Genomic DNA, 19,029 nt, shown 5'->3' on the forward strand with positions numbered 1-19,029 from the left:
TCTTCGCGAGCAAGCTCGCTCCCACAGAACCGCAAAGCGCTTAATCGAACCGTATTGCGGCTACAGCCGTTCCCACCGGGCCACATGCCGTTACGCAGTGGCTGCGATACGCCCGATCACCGTACGGGCGTCGAAGTAACCGCCGGGCTGTTGTTCGATGACCAGTGTCCCGGCGCAGGGCGCCACGATCGAAGTCTCCATTTTCATCGCTTCCATCACCGCGACGACTTGCCCGGCCTCGACCTGCGTGCCCTCCTCCACCACCCAGGCGTGCAGATTGCCCGCCACCGGTGCCAGCACCGCCTGCGGGTCGACCGCTTCGGCGCTGGTGGTCGCCGCCACCGGCGCGCTGCCTTCCAGGCTCACACCACGCAACAACGCGGCGGGCAGGCCCAGCTCATGACGTTTGCCGTCGATTTCGACGAAGGTGCGCAGCACCCCGGCCTCCGCCACGGCAGCACTGCGCGGTGCGATGCTGATGTCGCGGGCGAAATCGGTCTCGATCCAGCGGGTGTGCACGGCAAAGGTGTCTGGCGCGGTGAAGTCCGCGTGGTCCATCACCGCCCGATGGAACGGCAGCACAGTGGCCACGCCGTCGACACGAAACTCTGCCAGGGCGCGCCGGGCGCGGCGGATGGCCTGCTCGCGGGTGGCCCCGGTGACGATCAGCTTGGCGATCATCGAGTCGAAGTTCGGCGACACCCGCGAGCCTTCCGCTACTCCGGTGTCCAGACGCACGCCCGGCCCCGAGGGCGCCTGGAAGCGCTCGATCAGTCCGGGGGTGGGCAGGAAGCCGTTGCCAGCGTCTTCGGCATTGATGCGGAACTCGAAGCTGTGGCCGCGTGGCACCGGCGTGCCTTCGAAGGACAACGGCAGGCCCTCGGCGACCCGCAGTTGCTCGATGACCAGGTCGATACCGCTGGTTTCTTCGGTGACCGGGTGTTCGACCTGCAGGCGCGTGTTGACCTCGAGGAACGACAGGGTGCCGTCGGCACTGAGCAGGAATTCCACGGTGCCGGCGCCGACATAACCGGCGGCGGCGCAGATATCGCGGGCCGAGTCATGGATGCGCTGACGCAGCGCGGCGTCCAGGTAGGGCGCCGGAGCCTCTTCGATGAGTTTCTGGTTGCGGCGTTGCAGCGAGCAGTCGCGGGTGCCGGCCACCACCACCTGGCCATGGCGGTCGGCGATGATCTGCGCTTCGATATGCCGTGGGCGGTCGAGGAAGCGCTCGACGAAGCACTCGCCACGGCCGAAGGCGGCAGTGGCCTCCCGTACGGCAGACTCATACAGCTCGCGCACTTCCTCCAGCTGCCAGGCGACCTTCAGGCCACGGCCACCGCCGCCGAAGGCGGCCTTGATGGCGATCGGCAGGCCATGCTGTTCGGCGAATGCCACGACCTCGCTGGCATCGGCCACCGGGTCTTCGGTGCCGGCCACCAGCGGAGCGCCTACCTTCAGCGCGATGCGCCGGGCCTGGACCTTGTCGCCCAGGGCGTCGATGGTCGCCGGGTCCGGGCCGATCCAGGTCAGCCCGGCATCGATCACCGCCCGGGCGAAGTCGGCGCGCTCAGAGAGAAAGCCATAGCCGGGGTGTACGGCATCGGCACCGGCACGCGCCGCCACGGCCAGCAGTTTGTCGATGTTCAGGTAGGTGTCGGTGGAGCGCTCGCCCTGCAGCGCATAGGCTTCGTCGGCGGCACCGACATGCACGGCGTCGATGTCACCGTCGGCGTACACCGCTACCGAGGCGACGCCGTAATCACGGCAGGCTCGGGCAATACGCACGGCGATTTCGCCACGGTTGGCGATCAGGACCTTTTTCATTTGTTCTGGGTCTCGTCTGGAGAAACGGGAAGCACGGGTTCGAAAGCCGCCAGCGGGTTGAAGCGGATGCGCGCGTTGACCGGGATCTGCCCGGCCAGGTCAAGGTGGTGGCTGGCCACAGCACCGATCACCGGGTAGCCGCCGGTCAGCGGGTGGTCGGCAAGAAACAGCACCGGCTGGCCGCTGGGTGGCACCTGGATGGCGCCGACCACCGTGCCTTCGCTGGGCAGCTCGCCACCCACGGCGCGCTCCATGCTCTGCTCGCCCGCCAGGCGGATGCCGATGCGGTTCGACTGCGGGGTGACCTGCCAGATTTGCTCGGCGAGCAGCGCCAGGGCCGCCGGGGTGAACCAGTCGCTGCGCGGGCCCATGACCACATCCAGGGTAATCAGCTGGTCACGGCGCGGCATGGCGAAAGCCGGCTGCTCGCTGAGCGACACCGCCCGGCCACCAGGCTGGCGCTCGAAGCCCAGGCGGTCGCCGCTTGCCAGCGGTGCCGGGCCGACCTGCGCCAGGGTGTCGGTGGACAAGCTGCCGAGGATCGGCGCCACGCTGAAGCCGCCGCGCACCGCCAGGTAGTTGCGCAGGCCGGCGCTGGGCGAGCCGATGCTGACCCGGTCGCCGTCGTGCAGGGCGAAAGGCTGGTACAGCGGCGGATGCAGCACCTGGCCCTCGGCGCTGCGCACTTCGATGGCCGCCTCGGCCCCCGTGAGCGCGACCAGCGCCTGGCCATGGCAGGTGAAACTCAGGCCGCCCATGAGGATTTCCAGGCAGGCCGTGGCAGGGTCATTGCCCACGGCGCGGTTGGCCGAACGCAGCGCGCTACGGTCCATGGCTCCGGAGGCGGAGATACCCTCCCCGGCGCGGCCCGGCCGGCCGAGGTCCTGCAGCAGGGTCTGCAGGCCCGGCGAGAGAATTTCCAGGCAGTCGCCCGTGACCGGCGCAGCGGGTTGGCGCTCGGCGACCGGCACTGTCACGCTCTGCGTCGGCAATGGACCGGCATCCTGGAAACGCACCCGGTAGCCGGGCTTGAGCAGCGCCGCTTCGTCACGCTGCAGGTCCCACATTTTCAGCGGCGTGACGCCGATGATCTGCCAGCCGCCGGGGCTGGCCTGTGGATAGATGCCGCTGAAGCCACCGGCCAGGGCCACCGCCCCGGCGGGGATGCGCGTGCGCGGCGTGCTGCGCCGCGACACCACGAAGCCGGCGCCGCCGCTCAGGTAGGCGAAGCCCGGCGCAAAGCCGCAGAAGGCCACGTTGTAGTCGCTGCCGGTGTGGCGACGAATGACCTCTTCGACGCTGATGTCCAGCTCACGGGCGACGTCCTGGAGGTCTTCGCCGTTGTAATGCACGGGAATCTCCACCAGGCGCCCGGCCTGGCGCGCCGGGCCATGGATATCCCGCGCGGCGATCTGCGCCGCCAGGACCTCAGGGCCGATGGCGCCCGGGCGGAACTGCACCAGCAGGGTCCGCGCCGCCGGGACGATCTCCTGCACGCCGGCGATGGGCTGCTGCTGCAACGAATCGAACAGCGCGAGGGTCTCGTCCAGATTGGCCAATTCAACCAGGAGGGCGTCCAGGTTGACCGGATAGAAACGCATGGGGCTCTCCTATACGTGGTAATGGCTGTCGGGCACGTCGGTGATGAACATGTGCCCCGGCGCATGCGTGATCGCAAACGGCACGCGAGACGCCATGACCACGGCCTGAGGCGTGACCCCACAGGCCCAGAACACCGGAATCTCGCCTTCGTGCACCGCTACCGCGTCACCGAAGTCCGGCCTGGCGATGTCCTCGATGCCCAGCAGACGCGGCTCGCCGATATGCACCGGGGCGCCATGCACCGCCGGATAGCGCGCGGTGATCTTCACCGCCTCGGACACCCGGCTGGCCGGGATCGGGCGCATCGACACCACCATCTCGCCCTGCAGCCGGCCGGCGGGCCGGCACTGGCGGTTGGAACGATACATCGGCACGTTGCAGCCTTGGCTGATGTGCCGCACGTCGATGCCGGCCTCCAGCAGGTCGGCTTCGAAGGTAAAACTGCAGCCGATCAGAAAGCTCACCAGGTCGCCCTGCTGCGCCCACAGGGGCGAGGCATCCTGCACTTCATCGACCAGCTGGCCGTCGCGCCACACCCGGTACAGCGGAATGTCGGTGCGCAAGTCGGCCTGCTCGGCCAGCACGGTCTGGTGGCTGCCCGGCTCGGTGACGTCGAGGATCGGGCAGGCCTGCGGGTTGCGCTGGGCGAACAGCAGGAAGTCATAGGCCCATTCGCGCGGTAGCGAAATCAGGTTGGCCTGGGTCAGGCCGGGGGCCTGGCCGGCGGTGGGCGCCACTTCACCGGCGCGGTAACGGGCGCGGGCGGCGGCAGCGGACTCACGGGCGCGTTGCAGTGCGTTCATGATGCTTGGCCCTGGCTGAATGCACGGATGTTCACACCAGCGGCGAGCAGCCCGGCCTTGAGGGTACGGGCGATGGTCACCGCGTCGTGACTGTCGCCATGCACGCAGATCGAGTCGGCCTGCAGAGGGATCTGGCGACCGTCTTCGGCTTCGATGACGCCTTCGGCGACCAGACGCAGCATGCGTCGGGCGATCAGTTCGGCATCGTGCAGCACGGCGCCGGGCCGTGAGCGCGACACCAGGGTGCCTTCAGCGGTGTAGGCGCGGTCGGCAAACGCCTCGGCCACGCACTGCAAACCGGCCTCACGGGCCCAGCCGAGCAGCGGTGAATTGGCCAGGCATACCAGTTTCAGCGTCGGGTCGAGGCGCAGCAGCGCGTCGATCACCGCATCGGCCTGGCGGCGGTTCTGGGCGATGGTGTTGTACAGCGCGCCATGCGGCTTCACGTAGCTGACCTGGGTGCCGACGCTGCGCGCCAGGCCCTGCAGGGCGCCGATCTGGTAGATCACATCGGCGCTCAGCTCGGCCGAGCCGATGTCCATGTTGCGCCGCCCGAAGCCGACCAGGTCGGGATAGGCGACATGCGCGCCGACCGCCACGCCCCTGGCCGCCGCCGCCTCCAGGGTGCGCAGGATGCCGGCCGGGTCACCGGCGTGAAAGCCACAGGCAACGTTGGCGCTGCTGACGATTTCGAGAATCGCCGCGTCTTCGCCCATGCTCCAGGCGCCAAAGCTCTCGCCCAGGTCACTGTTGATGTCGATGGTTCGCATGTTCGGTTCTCCGTAGGAATCAGGCAGCGCCAATGAAGGCGAAAATGGATTTGGCAGACTTGAACGCCATGTACCACGACAGCAGGCAGGTCAGCGCGCCCAGCACCAGCAGCCAGCGCGGATAGTGGTAGCCGTCCATCAGGTCAGCGCGGCGCCAGCCCACGTACATGAAGATGCTCAGGCCCAGGGGCAGGATCAGGCCGTTGAAGCCCCCGGCGAACACCAGCAGCGCCGCAGGCGGCTTGCCCAGCAGCAGGAAGCAGACCAGCGCCAGGACGATGAAGCCCACGGTCGCGAGGTTACGCGCACGCTCGCTGATTTTCTTCGAAAACACGGTGATGAACGACATCGAAGTGTAGGACGCACCGATCATGCTGCTGATGCCCGCGGCCCACAGCACCAGGCCGAACATCAGCATGCCGAACTGCCCGGCGGCGGCGCCGAAGGCCTGGCCGGCCGGGTTGGCACCCTGGCCGGAAACGTCGATGACCACGCCACTGGCGACCACGCCGAGAATCGCCAGGAACAGCACGTAGCGGGCGATGCCGGTGACCAGGATGCCGCTCAGGGCCGCCTTGGTCACCGCATCGATGTTCTCTACACCCACGGTGCCGCGGTCGAGCAGACGGTGTGCGCCAGCATAGGTGATGTAGCCGCCGACGGTGCCGCCGACGATGGTGGTGATGGAGGCGAAGTCGATGAAGTCCGGCCATACCGACTGACGTAGCGCCTCACCGAGTGGCGGGTGCGACGCAAAGCAGGCGAAGACGATCAGCGAGATCTTCAGCACGCCCAGCACGATCATGATGCGGTCCATGGCGATGCCAGCGCGCTGCGACGAGAAGATGGCAATCGCCAGCAAGGCGCTCAGTGCCCCGCCCCAGACCGGATCCAGGCCGGTCAGCGCATTGAGGCCCAGGCCGGCGCCGGCCAGGTTGCCGAGGCTGAACACCAGGCCGCCGGAAATCACCAAGGCTGCCAGCAAGTAGCCACTACCCGGAATCGCCGTATTGGCCAGGTCCGAGGCGCGCATGCGGGTCAGGGTGACAATGCGCCAGATATTCAGCTGAACGACGAAGTCGATGAGGATCGAGGCCAGGATACCGAAGGCGAAGGCTGCACCGAGGGTCGCGGTGAAGGTGGCGGTCTGGGTCAGGAAACCTGGGCCGATGGCGGAAGTCGTCATCATGAACATGGCGGCGATCAGGGAAGATCGACGTGCTTTCGTAAACTCTGTGGCGGTCTGTGTCACGGCATCGCTCCTGGATAGGGGGAGAGCAGGCAGCAGAGAATTGAGCAATGAGCATGCCAATGACCACTCTTAGACCTTCTAACGTAGGAGAAACAAGAGAATATTGTTCAACAATGATGATCGAATAGTCAGGCTATACGCACCAAATTGTTACCCTTCGACCCAGCCGTGCTACCTGATGGAGCATGGCGCCCCTCCTTGCTGCTTGCCAGCCCTCCAGCACTCAGGGAACATCAGCAGGCTTTTTCTCATCCTGGACCTTCTATGAACGACGCTTGCTCTCCACAGCCACGCACGCTGGGAGAATCCATCACCCAAGAAATGCGCAGAATGCTGGTCGAGGGCGAGCTGGTCCCCGGCCAGCGGCTCTCTGAAGCAGCGCTGGCGGAAAGCCTGCAGATCTCGCGCAATACCTTGCGGGAAGCGTTCAGGGTCCTGACCCAGGAAGGCCTGCTCAAGCACGCGCCCAATCGCGGTGTGACCGTGGCGGTGCCCGACATGGCGTCGATCATCGATATCTACCGGGTGCGCCGCTTCATCGAGTGCAAGGCCCTGGCACAGGGTTATCCACAGCACCCGGGCGCACGACACATGCGCGAAGCCGTCGAGAGCGGCATGTGCGCCCGTGAGGCCAAGGACTGGGTGGCGGTGGGTACGGCCAACATGATGTTTCACCGGGCCATCGTGGAAATGGCCGACAGCCCGCGCCTGTCAGCCTTCTATGGGCAGATTTCCGCCGAGCTGCGCCTGGCCTTCGGCCTGTTGAAAAACCCCGAATTCCTCCACTCGCCCTATGTCGATATGAATGCCGCAATTCTCGAACGCCTGGAACAGGGCCGTGCCGAAGAAGCGACGCACCTGCTCGAAGGCTACCTGGTGCAGTCCGAGCGCACCGTGCTGGCTGCCTACGAGCGCAGCCTCAGCCGCTAAGCAGCCGCTTCACCTATACAGCTGGAGGCAACAGCCTGTGAAAGCCCTCGACGAACTCGATTTCGACAACCGCTTCGCCCGCCTGGGCGATGCATTCTCCACCCAGGTATTGCCCGAACCCATCGACGAGCCGCGCCTGGTGGTGGCCAGCGAGGCAGCCTTGGCGCTGCTCGACCTGACCTGCACCGACGCCGAAGCGCCGCTGTTCACCGAAGTGTTCAGCGGCCACAAGCTGTGGGCCGACGCCGACCCGCGGGCGATGGTCTATTCCGGACACCAGTTCGGCGGCTATACGCCGCGGCTGGGCGACGGCCGCGGCCTGCTGCTTGGTGAAGTGGTCAACGATGCCGGCCAGCACTGGGACTTGCACCTCAAGGGTGCCGGGCAGACGCCTTACTCGCGCATGGGCGATGGCCGCGCGGTACTGCGCTCGTCGATCCGCGAATTCCTCGCCAGCGAAGCGCTGCATGCCCTGGGCATTCCCACTAGCCGCGCAGCCTGCGTGATCGGCTCCAGCACCCCGGTGTGGCGCGAGCGCAAGGAAAGCGCGGCCATGGTGCTGCGCCTGGCGCAAAGCCACGTGCGCTTCGGCAGCTTCGAGTACTTCTACTACACCAAACAGCCCGAGCGCTTGAAAGAACTGGGCGAGTACGTGCTGGCCAACCATTACCCGCACTGCCTGGAGCAGGACGAACCCTGGCTGGCGATGTTCCGCGACATCGTCGAGCGCAACGCCGAGCTGCTTGGCCTGTGGCAGGCCTATGGCTTCTGCCACGGCGTGATGAACACCGACAACATGTCGATTCTGGGCATCACCTTCGACTTCGGCCCCTACGCCTTCCTCGACGACTTCGACCAGCATTTCATCTGCAACCATTCCGACCACGAAGGCCGCTATGCCTTCAGCAACCAGGTGCCCATCGCCCAATGGAACCTCAGCGCCCTGGCCCAGGCGTTGACGCCGTTCATCAGCGTCGAGGCGCTGCGTGAGGCCATCGGTCTGTTCCTGCCGTTGTACCAGGCCCAGTACCTGGACCTGATGCGCCGCCGCCTGGGGCTGACCCATGCCGAGGAACAGGACGCCGAACTCATCGCCCGGCTGTTGCAGCTGATGCAGATGGGCGGCGTGGATTACAACCTGTTCTTCCGCCGCTTGGGCGACCGCCCGGCTGCCGACGCGTTGCGCACGCTGCGTGACGACTTCATCGACATCCAGGGTTTCGATGCCTGGGGCGAAAGCCTGCTGGAGCGCCTGGGCCGCCAGGCGGAAGGCACCGAGCAACAGCGCCGCGAGCGGATGCATGCGGTCAACCCGCTGTATGTGCTGCGCAACTACCTGGCGCAGAAGGCCATCGAAGCGGCGGAACAGGGCGACTACAGCGAAGTGCGGCAACTGCACCGAGTATTGAGCACGCCATTCACCGAACAGCCCGGCATGGCCGAATACGCCAAACGGCCGCCGGATTGGGGCAAGCACCTGGAAATCAGCTGCTCGTCCTGACCCGCCGCCGGTATTTCTGACCTGTTGGACTGGCTTCAGATGCACTAAGCGTCAGTTCAGCCGTGGGAGCGAGCTTGCTCGCGAAGGCTGCCTCATGTTCAGCGCAGATGCAGTGACTTTCCCGGCCTCTTCGCGAGCAAGCTCCAACAAAAGCCAGAGCGCGCCTGACTGACCCATATTGGCTGGAGCCGGGACGTTTTTCCGCGGTATCACCGCTCTTACCGATGTCTGTACCGGGCAGCGCAAGCCACCGCTGATTCTGCTGTAGGAACGGTCCTTAACCACCTGCCCCCACTCTACGAAACCCGACTCAGGCCCTAGCATCGGTCTCCCACTCTTACAGAAGGAAACCACGCCATGCCATTCGTAGTCAGGGAAGGCGACCCCACCACAAGCGGCGGTTTCGTGCTGGCAGGGTCCGCCAGCGAGGCCATCGACCTGTTTCGCATTGCCCGCATGGGCGACCCGGTCTGGTGCCCGGCGTGCCGTGAAGTCGGCTACATCGCCCAGGGCAACCCCACCTGGGTCGACGGGCAGGTCGCCGTAGCCACCCACGGTCACCGTATATCCTGCGGCTGCAAGGCTGGCAGCAATAGCGTCAAGGCCTCGCAACAGCAGTTCAAGGCCGACATGGAAGCCACCATCGACATTCCCGCCGATATGGCCGAGAACGCCCGTGCCCAGGCCGAGCGCCTGACCCGGGAAATCAAGGAAGGCTGCTACCCTCAGCGCGTCATGCGTACCATGACGACATCCTGAACAATCCCCTCGCGACGCGATTCAATACCGGGACTGGCTTTCCAGGTGGTGATGCAATTCAACGAACTGCTGTGTCAGCTTATGGCGCGGGTCCATATGGATCAGGGGCTGAGCCACCTGATGGGATTCGCGCATCTTCACCGAGGCATTGAGATACACCGGCAACACCGGCAGGCCTTCGCCCAGCAACTCGTCGAGTATCTGCTGGGGTAGGCTGGCGCGAGGCTGGAACTGGTTGACGATGATGCCTTCGAGTTCCAGCGCCTCGTTGTGGTCCTCCTTCAACTCTTCGAGTTCCTTGATCAGCCCATACAGCGCCTGGCGCGAAAAACTGTCGCAGTCGAAAGGAATCAGCACCTTGTCGGCGGCGATCAGCGCCGAAACCGCATAGAAGTTCAAGGCTGGCGGGGTATCGATATAGATGCGCTCGTAGTCTTCATCCAGTGTTTCGAGCAATTTGCGCAGCTTGTTGATCTTGTGCTTGGCCTCCAGCTTGGGCTGCAGCTCGGCCAGCTCTGCCGTGGCAGTGATCACATGCAGGTTGTCGTAGGGCGTTTCGTAGATATCCACCTGGTTCTTGCGCGTGAACGGGCCGGACGCCAGGGTCTGCCTGAAGAACTCGGCAATGCCCATGGGAATGTCATCGCCGGTCAGGCCGGTGAGGTAATGGGTCGAGTTGGCCTGGGCATCGAGATCGATCAGCAGCGTCCGATAGCCTTCGCTGGCACTGACAGCCGCCAGGTTGCAGGCGATGCTGGACTTGCCGACACCCCCTTTCTGATTGAACACCACACGGCGCATCGTTCGCCCTCCCGGATTGGCAAAAATTGGAAACAGGTCAGTGTGGACCGTAGTGCCATGCGAGTCTAGGCAATCCATATGACAACCGGGTTCGCCACGCCCAACAGCACCGGATTCCGACGGCAGCTCGCTCTTCAGGCACCCGCCAGGCTTGCCTTCAGTCGGAAATAGCGATGCGGCACACAGATAATGTGTAACAAATTTGCTACTCCGGACCCCCATCTGGATAATGCGCGCACTCGGTCAATAGTCACGCCAAGGTCGGTGTCGTCCCCGTGTCACCGGGACGAAAAGAAGCAGTCCGCAGGGGCGGGAATAAACTTTGATCACGTTCAACATCGCACAATGGCGTGCCTGGGCGCCTGGCCTGGCCAGCGTCGAAGACTGGCAGCAGTGGAGCCTGGCGCCCCGCCCGCTGCCCGATCACGACGAATCCCCGGACGTATCCTTCCTGCCGGCCATGCAGCGCCGTCGCCTTGGGCGCATGGCACGCATGGCGTTCGCCGTCGGCTGGCCATTGGCGCAAGACCATGAGCAGCTGCCCCTGGTGTTCGTCTCGCGCCATGGCGAAACCCCACGCACCTTCGACATCCTGCGCGACCTGGCCGCCGGCGAGCCGCTGTCGCCGACCCAGTTCAGCCTGTCGGTGCATAACGCGGTGATCGGCCTGTGGTCGATCATGCGCGGCGCCACCTGCGAGATGACGGCCCTGGCCGCCGCTGGCGATGGCCTGGAGCACGGGGTTCTCGAGGCCGCCACGCTGCTCGCCGAAGGCGCTGCCGCGGTGCTGCTGATCATCACCGAAGAGCGACCGCCCGAAGCCTACGCCCAGTGGATCGACGACGTGCCCTTTCCTTATGCCGTGGGGCTGCTGCTGACCCCCGGCGACACCTGGAGCCTGTCCCTGGACAGCACCGGGGCGGATGCGCAGCCTTCGCGCTGGCCACACGCCCTGAGTCTGCTCCAGACCCTGCATGCCGATCAGCCTGCCTGCCAACATCCGTGGAAGAAGCGTTTATGGACCTGGCAACGCAATCACTGAGCAAGCACCGCGATGCCTATTACTGGCGCCTGCTGGCCACCGCTGCCAGCTTCGCCCTGTTCGGTCTGGGCGGCCTGTGCCTGCGCGTGCTGGTGTTTCCGGTGCTGGCCTGTCTGCCCGGTGACGCCGCCAGCCATCAGCGCCGCGCGCGTTACACCATCAGCCTGCTGTTCTGGCGCTTCATCCGCATCATGGCGCGCCTGCGCGTACTCACCTACGAGGTGCAGGGTGCCGAAAAGCTCGGCCGGCCAGGGCAGATGATCATCGCCAACCACCCATCGCTGATCGACGTGGTGTTCCTCATCGGCCTGGTCCGCGACGCCAACTGCGTGGTCAAGCGCAGCCTCTGGGACAACCCCTGCACCCGCGGGCCGGTGCGCCGCGCCGGTTACGTCAGCAACGACGGCAGCATCGACATGCTCGACCTGGCGGTCGGCAGCCTGCAGGCCGGACAGACCCTGGTGATCTTTCCCGAGGGCACGCGCACCACGCCGGGTCAGCCGCCAGCCTTCCACCGCGGCGCCGCCGCCATCGCCCTGCGCGGGGCGCAGGTCATCACCCCGGTGACCATCGTGGTCCACCCCACCACCCTGACCAAAGCCGAACCCTGGTACCGCATACCGCAACGCCGCGTGCACTTCAGCCTGCGTGTCGGTACCGATATCGATCCGCAGCGTTTCAACGAGATGGGCCCGCCACCGCTGGCCTCACGCAAGCTCAACGATTACCTGCACGACTATTTCATCAAGGAGCTCGCCCCAGATGAGCGATCTGCACCGTGACATCAAGCAACTGATCATCGATGCCCTGGGCCTCGAAGACATCACCACCCAGGACATCGGCGACGACCAGATCCTGTTCGGCGAAGGCCTCGGCCTGGACTCGGTGGACGCCCTGGAACTGGGCCTGGCCATCCAGAAGCGCTACGGCATCAAGATCGACGCCGAAGCCAAGGACACCCGCTCGCACTTCACCAGCGTCGACAGCCTCGCGGCCTTCGTCAGCGCCCGGCAATCGGCCTGAGGATTGATCATGCAAACCCGTGACGACATCTTCGAAACCCTGCGCACCGCGCTGGTAGAGCTGTTCGAGATCGAGCCCGAGCGTGTGACCCTGGAGGCCAACCTCTACCAGGACCTGGAAATCGACAGCATCGATGCCGTGGACCTGATCGACCACATCAAGCGCAAGACCGGAAAAAAGATCGCCGCCGAGGAATTCAAGTCGGTGCGTACGGTCAACGACGTGGTCGAAGCGGTCTACCGCATGGTCAGCCCCGCCGCATGAAGCGGCTGGCGGGCCTGCTGCTGGTGCTGGCCGGTGTGCTCTACCCCATCGTGGTCTACCTGGGTATCGAGCACTTCGCCCCCTGGCAGTTCGCCCTGCTGCTGGGCGGCCTGTGGCTGGCGCGGCTGCTCAGCGGCGAGCGCCGCCCCGGCACCCTGGCCATGGCGGCAGTCGCCCTGGGCTTCTGCCTGCTGCTGGCGCTGCTCGACAGCCCCGTGCTGCTGCGCTGGTACCCGGTGCTGATCAGCGTCTTCATGCTCGGCCTGTTCGGCAGCAGCCTCATTCAGGGGCCGCCGCTGGTCGAACGCCTGGCGCGGCTGCGCGAGCCGGACATGCCCGAGTCGGGGGTGCGCTACACGCGGCAGGTGACCTGGGTGTGGTGCGGGTTCTTTCTGTTCAACGGCCTGACCACGACCGCCCTGACCCTGTGGGCGCCGCTGCACTGGTGGGCGCTGTGGACCGGATTGCTGTCCTACGTCTTGATGGGCCTGCTGTTCGCAGGCGAATGGATGGTCCGCCGCCGGGTCCGAGGCGGTGCTTGAAGTGAATGCGATGAACTGGTCGAACCTTGAACACCTGCTGCTCGACGAGCAGCCCGAGCGCCTGCTGTGCCAGGCGCCGGACATGACCCTTGCGCAGTTCCGCTACCAGGCACTGTGCGCCGCGGCCGCCCTGCAACAACGCGGGGTGCGGCGCCTGGCCGTGCACCTGGAAGACGCCGGGGAACTGGTGGTCGCGCTGTTCGCCGCCTGGCGTGCCGGGGCCAGCGTCTTGCTGCCTGCCGACCTGCAGGCGCAGACCCGCGAGCGCTGGACACCGCAGGTCGACCTGTGGCTCAGCCCCCACGCCGGCGACGCCAGCCTGGCCGAACTGTGCACCAGCGCGCCGTTGGCGCCAGCCGCCCTGGACCTCGACGCCTGCCAGCTGAGCCTGTGCACCTCAGGCTCCAGCGGCGAGCCCAAGCGCATCGACAAACGCCTGCGCCAGCTGGACAACGAAGTGCGCGGCCTGGAACGCCTGTGGGGCGCCCAGCTGGGCGATGCCTGCATGATCGGCAGCGTCGCCGCCCAGCACATCTACGGCCTGCTGTTCCGCGTGCTGTGGCCGCTGTGCGCCGGGCGTCAGTGGGTGCGCCTGCCAGTGCCTTTTCCCGAAGACCTGCAGCGCGTCAGCCGCCAGTACCCGCGCTTCGCCTGGGTGGCCAGCCCGGCGCTGCTCAAGCGCATGGGCGACAACCTCGACTGGCCGGCCCTGAGCGCGGTGCGCCGGGTGTTTTCTTCCGGCGGTGCACTGCCCGGCGACGCCGCGCAAAGCCTGCAGCAGCGCCTGGGCCAGTGGCCCTGCGAGATTCTCGGCAGTTCGGAAACCGGCGGTATCGCCTGGCGCCAGGGCCAGCCGCTGTGGCAGGCCTTCGACGGCGTGCAGCTGAGCGGCGATGACCAGGGCGCCCTGCAGGTGCGCTCGCCGTACCTGCCCGTCGGGCACGTCGAGCAGACGGCCGACGCGGTCCGCTTCGAGGCCGATGGGCGCTTCGAGCTGCTCGGCCGCCTCGACCGTATCGTCAAACTGGAAGAGAAACGCATCGCCCTGCCGGCACTGGAGCAGGCATTGGCCAACCATGCCTGGGTCAGCGAGGCGCGTCTGGGCGTGGTGCGCGAACGCCGCGCCTACCTCGGCGTGCTGGCGGTCCTCAGCGCGGCGGGCCTGCAAGCCTTGCGCGAGGGCGGTCGCCGAGCCCTGACCGAAACACTGCGCGAGCACCTGCGTGGCCACTGCGAAGCCCTGGCGCTGCCGCGCCGCTGGCGGCTGCTGGGCCAGTTGCCGCTCAACACCCAAGGCAAGCTGCCCCAGGCACGTATCGACGCGCTGCTGGCCGCGCCGCGGGGCAAAGAGCCGGAACTGCTGGCACAACACCGCAGCGACGACGGCCTGCACCTCGACCTGCGGGTCCCCCCCGACCTGGCCTTCTTCACCGGGCATTTTCCGCGCTCCCCGGTGCTGCCCGGCGTGGTGCAGCTGGACTGGGCCGTGCAACTGGGCCAGCGCCTGCTGAACCTGCCCCCGCGCTTCGCCGGCATGGAAGTGATCAAGTTCCAGCAACTGGTACGCCCCGGCGACCAATTGAGCCTGACCCTGCGCTTCGATAGCGCCCGCAACAAGCTGCACTTCGCCTATCACAACCTGGACCAGCAGCCCTGCTCCAGTGGCCGCATCCTGCTGGAAGGGCCGATCGCCACGGAGCCCGAGCATGCATAACCCCTGCGCCGTGATCCCGGTGTTCGACCATGAACACGCGGTCACCCACGTGGTCGATGCACTGCGCCTGGCCGGCCTGCCCTGCGTACTGGTCGACGACGGCAGCGGCCCGGCCTGCGCCCAGGTGCTGCAGGCGCTGGCGCAGCGCGACGGCGTGCACCTGATCCGCCTGCCGGTCAATCAGGGCAAGGGCGGTGCGGTAATGGCCGGTTTCCAGGAAGCGGCGCAGCGCGGCTACAGCCATGCCTTGCAGGTGGACGCCGACGGCCAGCACGACCTGAGCGACCTCGCGCGCTTCCTGCAGCTGTCGCACCAGCACCCCGAGGCGCTGGTATGCGGCTACCCGCAGTACGACGCCAGCGTGCCCAAGGGGCGCCTGTATGCGCGCTACCTGACCCACGTGTGGGTGTGGATCAACACCCTGTCGCTGCAGATCCGCGACTCGATGTGCGGCTTCCGGATCTACCCGCTCAAGCCGGTACTGCGCCTGATCGATGCGGTGCACCTGGGCCGCCGCATGGACTTCGACACCGAGATCCTGGTGCGCCTGTTCTGGCGCGGCCAGCCGATGCTCTGGCTGCCGATCCGCGTCCATTACCCCGCCGACGGCCGCTCGCACTTTCGCCTGTTCCACGACAATGCGCTGATTTCCAAGATGCACGCCAAGCTGTTCTTCGGCATGTTGCTGCGCCTGCCGGTGCTGCTGTGGCGCAAGGTGCGTCCATGAGCCGCGACCCTCGGCACTGGGCCGACCGCGAAGAGCGCGGCAGTTTTGCACTGATGAAGCTCACCGCCTGGGCGGTGCGCCTGCTCGGTCGGCGCCTGCTCACGCCGGTGCTGTACGGCATCGTGCTGTATTTCTTCGTGTTCGGTCGCACCGCACGGCGCAGCATCGCCGAATTTCACCGCAACCTGGCGCGCTGGAGCGGCCAGCCAGGCCTGCGCCCCAGCACCGGGCGGGTGTTTCGCCAGTTCATGGCCTTCGCCGACTCGTTGCTCGACAAGCTCGACGTGTGGAACGGCAAGCTGGACGTCGAGCAGATCCGCCTGGACGACCCGGCCGGGCTGCGCCGGCAGATGCGCGGCCAGCGTGGGCAGATGCTGGTCGGCGCACACCTGGGCAACCTGGAGGTGTGCCGGGCGCTGGCCGAGCTGGGCGAGAAAGTGACCATGAACGTCCTGGTGCACACCAAGCACGCCGAGCGTTTCAATCGCCTGCTCGGTGAGGCGGGAGCCACCCACCTGCGCCTGGTGCAGGTCAGCGAGCTGGACCCGGCGATCATGCTGCAACTGAGCCAGCGCCTGGACAACGGCGAGTGGCTGGCCATCGCCGGCGACCGCGTGCCGCTGCATGGCGGGCGCACCGTGCAGGTCGACTTCCTCGGCCAGCCAGCGGCCTTCCCGCAAGGTCCCTGGCTGCTGGCCGGGCTGCTCAAGTGCCCGGTCAACCTGTTCTTCTGCCTCAAGGATGCCCAGGGCTACCGGATGATCCTCGAACCATTCACCGACGCCGTGCAATGGAAACGCAGCGACCGCGCCGAGGTGATCGCCCACTGGGCCGCCCGCTACGCCGAACGCCTGGCCCATTACTGCCTGCAGGCACCGCAGCAGTGGTTCAACTTCTACCCTTTCTGGAAGCCCGATGAATCCTCAAGTTCATGACCCCGTGAGTTTCGGCGCCCACCCGCTAAGCATCGAGCAGGTGCTGGCCGTCGCCGACCGCCAGGCCCCCGTGGCGCTGCAGGACGACGCCGAGTATCGCGAGCGCATCGCCCGTGGCGCGCGCTTCCTCGACTCGCTGCTGGACAAGGAAGGCGTGATCTACGGCGTGACCACCGGTTATGGCGACTCCTGCGTGGTCGCGGTGCCGCTGGAGCATGTCGAAGCCCTGCCGCGCCACCTGTACACCTTTCATGGCTGCGGGCTGGGCAGCCTGCTCGACGCGCGCGCCACCCGCGCCGTGCTGGCGGCGCGCTTGCAGTCGCTGTGTCACGGCGTATCCGGGGTACGCATCGAGTTGCTGGAGCGCCTGCAGGCGTTTCTCAGCCATGACGTGCTGCCGCTGATTCCCGAGGAAGGCTCGGTGGGCGCCAGTGGCGACCTGACGCCGCTGTCGTACGTGGCCGCGACACTGTCCGGCGAGCGCGAGGTGCTGTTCCGTGGCCAGCGCCGCAACGCTTCGGACGTACACCGCGAGCTGGGCTGGCAACCGCTGGTGCTGCGCCCCAAGGAAGCCCTGGCGCTGATGAACGGCACCGCCGTGATGACCGGCCTGGCCTGCCTGGCCTTCGCCCGCGCCGACTACCTGCTGCAACTGGCCACGCGCATCACCGCGATGAACGTGGTGGCGCTGCAAGGTAACCCCGAGCACTTCGACGAGCGCCTGTTCGCCGCCAAGCCGCATCCGGGGCAGAGCCAGGTCGCCGCCTGGCTGCGCCAGGACCTGGCCATCGACGCGCCGACCGCGCCGCTGCACCGCCTGCAGGACCGCTATTCGTTGCGCTGCGCGCCCCACGTACTGGGCGTGCTGGCCGACAGCCTGGGCTGGCTGCGTTCGTTCATCGAAACCGAACTGAACAGCGCCAACGACAACCCGATCATCGACGGCGACGCCGAGCGGGTGCTGCACGGCGGGCACTTCTACGGCGGGCACATCGCTTTTGCCATGGACAGCCTCAAGACCCTGGTGGCCAACGTCGCCGACCTGCTCGACCGCCAGCTGGCGCTGCTGGTCGACGTGCGCTACAACCACGGCCTGCCCAGCAACCTCTCCGGGGCCAGCGCCGAGCGGGCGATGCTCAACCACGGCTTCAAGGCCGTGCAGATCGGCGCCAGCGCCTGGACCGCCGAAGCCCTCAAGCAGACCATGCCAGCCAGCGTGTTCTCGCGCTCCACCGAATGCCACAACCAGGACAAGGTGAGCATGGGCACCATCGCCGCACGCGATGCCCTGCGCGTGCTGGAACTCACCGAACAGGTCGCCGCCGCCACCCTGCTGGCCGCCAACCAGGGCCTGTGGCTGCGCAGCCGCGCGCCCGAGGCCCGACCACTGCCGGCACCGCTGGCGGCCATGCGCGAGCAACTGGCGGCGGAGTTCGCGCCGGTCATCGACGACCGTGGCCTGGAGGGCGAGCTGCGCCTGTGCCTGCAACGGATCGGCGAACGCCACTGGAGGCTGTATGCGCGGTAAGGGCCTGATCGACATCGAAACCGAAGTGCTGGTGCCGTTCTTCGACGTGGACATGATGGACATCGTCTGGCACGGCCATTACGTGAAATACCTGGAAGTGGCGCGCTGCGCGCTGCTCGACCACATCGGCCACAACTACATGCAGATGCGCGCGTCCGGCTACGGCTGGCCAGTGATCGACCTGCAACTGCGCTACGTGCGCCCGGCGGTGTTCGGCCAGAAGCTGATCGTGCGCGCCAGCCTGGTCGAGTGGGAGAACCGCCTGAAGATCAACTACCTGATCAGCGACGCCGCCACCGGTGAACGCCTGACCCGCGCCAGCACCGTGCAGGTCGCGGTGGAAAGTGCCAGCCGCGAGATGCAGCTGGCCTCGCCGAAAGTCTTCGTCGATGCCGTGCAGAGGGCCCTGTCATGAAGCACCTGTTCACCGCCCTGGTCCTGCTGTGCCTGTCGACCCAGGCCCTGGCCTTCGACCTGCAACAACTGAGCGAACAGTTGTCGCGGCCCCAGGCCATCGAGGGCCGCTTCATCCAGGAAAAACACCTGCGCGCCCTGCCGCAGCCGCTGACCAGTACCGGGCACTTCGTGCTGGCGCGGCAGTTCGGCTTGCTGTGGCTGCTCGAAGCGCCTCTCAAGCAGGACTACCGCATCACCGCCGAGGGCATCGCCCGCCGCGATGCCCAAGGCTGGCAGAAGCTGCCCGGCAAGGGCGCCGGTGCCGAACAGAACCGCCTGTTCCTGGCCGTGCTGCAAGGTGACAGCAGCGGCCTGCAGCGCGACTTCGAGCTGCAGCTCAGCGGCGACGCGCAGGCCTGGAAACTGGTACTGGTGCCGCGTTCGATGCTGCTGCAGCAAGTGTTCAAGCAGATCGACATCGAGGGCGGCGAGCTGGTGCGGCAGATCGAACTGCACGAAACCCAGGGCGACCGCACCGTGCTGAAGATGCTCGACAGCCACGCCCTTCCAGCCCTGAGCGACGCGCAGCGTGAAGATTTCCAATCCTGAGCGG

The 19,029-nt window shown here is 66.6% G+C and carries 20 protein-coding genes; 14 read left to right on the forward strand and 6 right to left on the reverse strand.

All coding sequences use genetic code 11. The features are described from left to right. Positions 1-90 precede the first annotated feature (90 nt). The 5 genes from QZ497_RS04830 to QZ497_RS04850 are packed head-to-tail and all read right to left on the reverse strand — an operon-like array spanning position 91 to position 6,254. The gene (locus QZ497_RS04830; RefSeq protein WP_295471606.1) at positions 91-1,827 is read right to left on the reverse strand and encodes a biotin carboxylase N-terminal domain-containing protein; all 1,737 of its coding nucleotides are present in this window, start codon (positions 1,825-1,827) and stop codon (positions 91-93) included. Then, positions 1,824-3,428, reverse strand: a complete 1,605-nt coding sequence (locus QZ497_RS04835) for a 5-oxoprolinase/urea amidolyase family protein (RefSeq protein WP_295471608.1) — start codon at positions 3,426-3,428, stop codon at positions 1,824-1,826. Before QZ497_RS04835 ends, QZ497_RS04830 begins: the two co-directional genes overlap by 4 nt. Before the next feature lie 9 nt (positions 3,429-3,437). Then, entirely contained in the window at positions 3,438-4,232 is a 795-nt protein-coding gene (locus tag QZ497_RS04840; RefSeq protein ID WP_295471610.1) for a putative hydro-lyase, read from the reverse strand. Then, positions 4,229-5,002 carry a 5-oxoprolinase subunit PxpA gene (locus tag QZ497_RS04845; protein ID WP_295471612.1) on the reverse strand — a complete coding sequence of 258 codons (774 nt, stop codon included), beginning with the start codon at positions 5,000-5,002 and terminating at the stop codon, positions 4,229-4,231. The genes QZ497_RS04840 and QZ497_RS04845 overlap by 4 nt, the downstream gene beginning before the upstream one ends. Positions 5,003-5,021: 19 nt before the next feature. Beyond that, a complete protein-coding gene (locus tag QZ497_RS04850; RefSeq protein WP_295471614.1) occupies positions 5,022-6,254 on the reverse strand; it encodes an NRAMP family divalent metal transporter in 1,233 nt (410 codons plus the stop codon). A 264-nt stretch (positions 6,255-6,518) separates the two neighbouring features. On the opposite strand from QZ497_RS04850, the gene QZ497_RS04855 reads away from it, so the two are divergent. The 3 genes from QZ497_RS04855 (at position 6,519) to QZ497_RS04865 (ending at position 9,444) form a co-directional block, all read left to right on the forward strand. Next, positions 6,519-7,184 carry a GntR family transcriptional regulator gene (locus tag QZ497_RS04855; protein ID WP_295471616.1) on the forward strand — a complete coding sequence of 222 codons (666 nt, stop codon included), beginning with the start codon at positions 6,519-6,521 and terminating at the stop codon, positions 7,182-7,184. A gap of 37 nt (positions 7,185-7,221) precedes the next feature. Then, complete coding sequence (gene selO / locus QZ497_RS04860; protein WP_295471618.1) at positions 7,222-8,685, forward strand: protein adenylyltransferase SelO; 1,464 nt, start codon at positions 7,222-7,224, stop codon at positions 8,683-8,685. Between the two features lie 357 nt (positions 8,686-9,042). Continuing rightward, on the forward strand, positions 9,043-9,444 hold the full coding sequence (locus tag QZ497_RS04865) for a PAAR domain-containing protein (RefSeq protein WP_295471620.1): 402 nt from the start codon (positions 9,043-9,045) through the stop codon (positions 9,442-9,444). A gap of 21 nt (positions 9,445-9,465) precedes the next feature. Here the strand turns inward: QZ497_RS04865 and QZ497_RS04870 are convergent, their stop codons facing one another. After that, complete coding sequence (locus QZ497_RS04870; RefSeq protein WP_295471622.1) at positions 9,466-10,245, reverse strand: ParA family protein; 780 nt, start codon at positions 10,243-10,245, stop codon at positions 9,466-9,468. 322 nt (positions 10,246-10,567) lie between these two features. Here QZ497_RS04870 and QZ497_RS04875 point away from each other — a divergent pair, with 322 nt between their 5' ends. The 11 genes from QZ497_RS04875 to QZ497_RS04925 are packed head-to-tail and all read left to right on the forward strand — an operon-like array spanning position 10,568 to position 19,025. Further along, positions 10,568-11,287: a beta-ketoacyl synthase chain length factor gene (locus tag QZ497_RS04875; RefSeq protein ID WP_295471625.1), complete on the forward strand. Its 720-nt coding sequence runs from the start codon at positions 10,568-10,570 to the stop codon at positions 11,285-11,287. Further along, positions 11,263-12,069, forward strand: a complete 807-nt coding sequence (locus QZ497_RS04880) for a 1-acyl-sn-glycerol-3-phosphate acyltransferase (protein WP_295471627.1) — start codon at positions 11,263-11,265, stop codon at positions 12,067-12,069. Before QZ497_RS04875 ends, QZ497_RS04880 begins: the two co-directional genes overlap by 25 nt. Further along, positions 12,050-12,310 (forward strand): phosphopantetheine-binding protein, encoded by a 261-nt coding sequence (locus tag QZ497_RS04885; protein WP_295471629.1) that lies wholly within the window; start codon positions 12,050-12,052, stop codon positions 12,308-12,310. Before QZ497_RS04880 ends, QZ497_RS04885 begins: the two co-directional genes overlap by 20 nt. A 9-nt stretch (positions 12,311-12,319) precedes the next feature. Continuing rightward, positions 12,320-12,574, forward strand: a complete 255-nt coding sequence (locus tag QZ497_RS04890) for an acyl carrier protein (protein ID WP_295471631.1) — start codon at positions 12,320-12,322, stop codon at positions 12,572-12,574. Continuing rightward, positions 12,571-13,116, forward strand: coding sequence for a hypothetical protein (locus tag QZ497_RS04895; protein ID WP_295471634.1), 546 nt, complete (start codon positions 12,571-12,573; stop codon positions 13,114-13,116). The genes QZ497_RS04890 and QZ497_RS04895 overlap by 4 nt, the downstream gene beginning before the upstream one ends. Before the next feature lie 10 nt (positions 13,117-13,126). Then, positions 13,127-14,830, forward strand: coding sequence for an acyl-CoA synthetase family protein (locus tag QZ497_RS04900; protein WP_295471636.1), 1,704 nt, complete (start codon positions 13,127-13,129; stop codon positions 14,828-14,830). Beyond that, entirely contained in the window at positions 14,823-15,557 is a 735-nt protein-coding gene (locus QZ497_RS04905; RefSeq protein ID WP_295471638.1) for a glycosyltransferase family 2 protein, read from the forward strand. The genes QZ497_RS04900 and QZ497_RS04905 overlap by 8 nt, the downstream gene beginning before the upstream one ends. After that, complete coding sequence (locus tag QZ497_RS04910; protein ID WP_295471640.1) at positions 15,554-16,492, forward strand: glycosyl transferase; 939 nt, start codon at positions 15,554-15,556, stop codon at positions 16,490-16,492. The genes QZ497_RS04905 and QZ497_RS04910 overlap by 4 nt, the downstream gene beginning before the upstream one ends. After that, positions 16,473-18,020 carry a histidine ammonia-lyase gene (locus tag QZ497_RS04915; RefSeq protein WP_295471642.1) on the forward strand — a complete coding sequence of 516 codons (1,548 nt, stop codon included), beginning with the start codon at positions 16,473-16,475 and terminating at the stop codon, positions 18,018-18,020. Before QZ497_RS04910 ends, QZ497_RS04915 begins: the two co-directional genes overlap by 20 nt. Next, positions 18,010-18,435, forward strand: coding sequence for an acyl-CoA thioesterase (locus QZ497_RS04920; RefSeq protein ID WP_295471644.1), 426 nt, complete (start codon positions 18,010-18,012; stop codon positions 18,433-18,435). Before QZ497_RS04915 ends, QZ497_RS04920 begins: the two co-directional genes overlap by 11 nt. Next, entirely contained in the window at positions 18,432-19,025 is a 594-nt protein-coding gene (locus tag QZ497_RS04925; protein ID WP_295471647.1) for an outer membrane lipoprotein carrier protein LolA, read from the forward strand. Before QZ497_RS04920 ends, QZ497_RS04925 begins: the two co-directional genes overlap by 4 nt. The last annotated feature ends 4 nt before the right edge of the window (positions 19,026-19,029 follow it).

The sequence above is a fragment of the uncultured Pseudomonas sp. genome, from assembly GCF_913777995.1.
GTDB lineage: Bacteria > Pseudomonadota > Gammaproteobacteria > Pseudomonadales > Pseudomonadaceae > Aquipseudomonas.

Excerpts from the sequence above, each read along its gene's own strand:
- QZ497_RS04885 (WP_295471629.1), top strand. The coding sequence starts at position 12,050 with ATGAGCGATCTGCACCGTGACATCAAGCAACTGATCATCGATGCCCTG.
- QZ497_RS04855 (WP_295471616.1), top strand. The coding sequence starts at position 6,519 with ATGAACGACGCTTGCTCTCCACAGCCACGCACGCTGGGAGAATCCATC.
- QZ497_RS04840 (WP_295471610.1), bottom strand. The coding sequence starts at position 4,232 with ATGAACGCACTGCAACGCGCCCGTGAGTCCGCTGCCGCCGCCCGCGCC.
- QZ497_RS04845 (WP_295471612.1), bottom strand. The coding sequence starts at position 5,002 with ATGCGAACCATCGACATCAACAGTGACCTGGGCGAGAGCTTTGGCGCC.
- QZ497_RS04910 (WP_295471640.1), top strand. The coding sequence starts at position 15,554 with ATGAGCCGCGACCCTCGGCACTGGGCCGACCGCGAAGAGCGCGGCAGT.
- QZ497_RS04830 (WP_295471606.1), bottom strand. The coding sequence starts at position 1,827 with ATGAAAAAGGTCCTGATCGCCAACCGTGGCGAAATCGCCGTGCGTATT.
- QZ497_RS04835 (WP_295471608.1), bottom strand. The coding sequence starts at position 3,428 with ATGCGTTTCTATCCGGTCAACCTGGACGCCCTCCTGGTTGAATTGGCC.
- QZ497_RS04880 (WP_295471627.1), top strand. The coding sequence starts at position 11,263 with ATGGACCTGGCAACGCAATCACTGAGCAAGCACCGCGATGCCTATTAC.
- QZ497_RS04870 (WP_295471622.1), bottom strand. The coding sequence starts at position 10,245 with ATGCGCCGTGTGGTGTTCAATCAGAAAGGGGGTGTCGGCAAGTCCAGC.
- QZ497_RS04890 (WP_295471631.1), top strand. The coding sequence starts at position 12,320 with ATGCAAACCCGTGACGACATCTTCGAAACCCTGCGCACCGCGCTGGTA.
- QZ497_RS04865 (WP_295471620.1), top strand. The coding sequence starts at position 9,043 with ATGCCATTCGTAGTCAGGGAAGGCGACCCCACCACAAGCGGCGGTTTC.
- QZ497_RS04920 (WP_295471644.1), top strand. The coding sequence starts at position 18,010 with ATGCGCGGTAAGGGCCTGATCGACATCGAAACCGAAGTGCTGGTGCCG.
- QZ497_RS04925 (WP_295471647.1), top strand. The coding sequence starts at position 18,432 with ATGAAGCACCTGTTCACCGCCCTGGTCCTGCTGTGCCTGTCGACCCAG.
- QZ497_RS04915 (WP_295471642.1), top strand. The coding sequence starts at position 16,473 with ATGAATCCTCAAGTTCATGACCCCGTGAGTTTCGGCGCCCACCCGCTA.
- QZ497_RS04900 (WP_295471636.1), top strand. The coding sequence starts at position 13,127 with ATGAACTGGTCGAACCTTGAACACCTGCTGCTCGACGAGCAGCCCGAG.
- QZ497_RS04905 (WP_295471638.1), top strand. The coding sequence starts at position 14,823 with ATGCATAACCCCTGCGCCGTGATCCCGGTGTTCGACCATGAACACGCG.
- QZ497_RS04895 (WP_295471634.1), top strand. The coding sequence starts at position 12,571 with ATGAAGCGGCTGGCGGGCCTGCTGCTGGTGCTGGCCGGTGTGCTCTAC.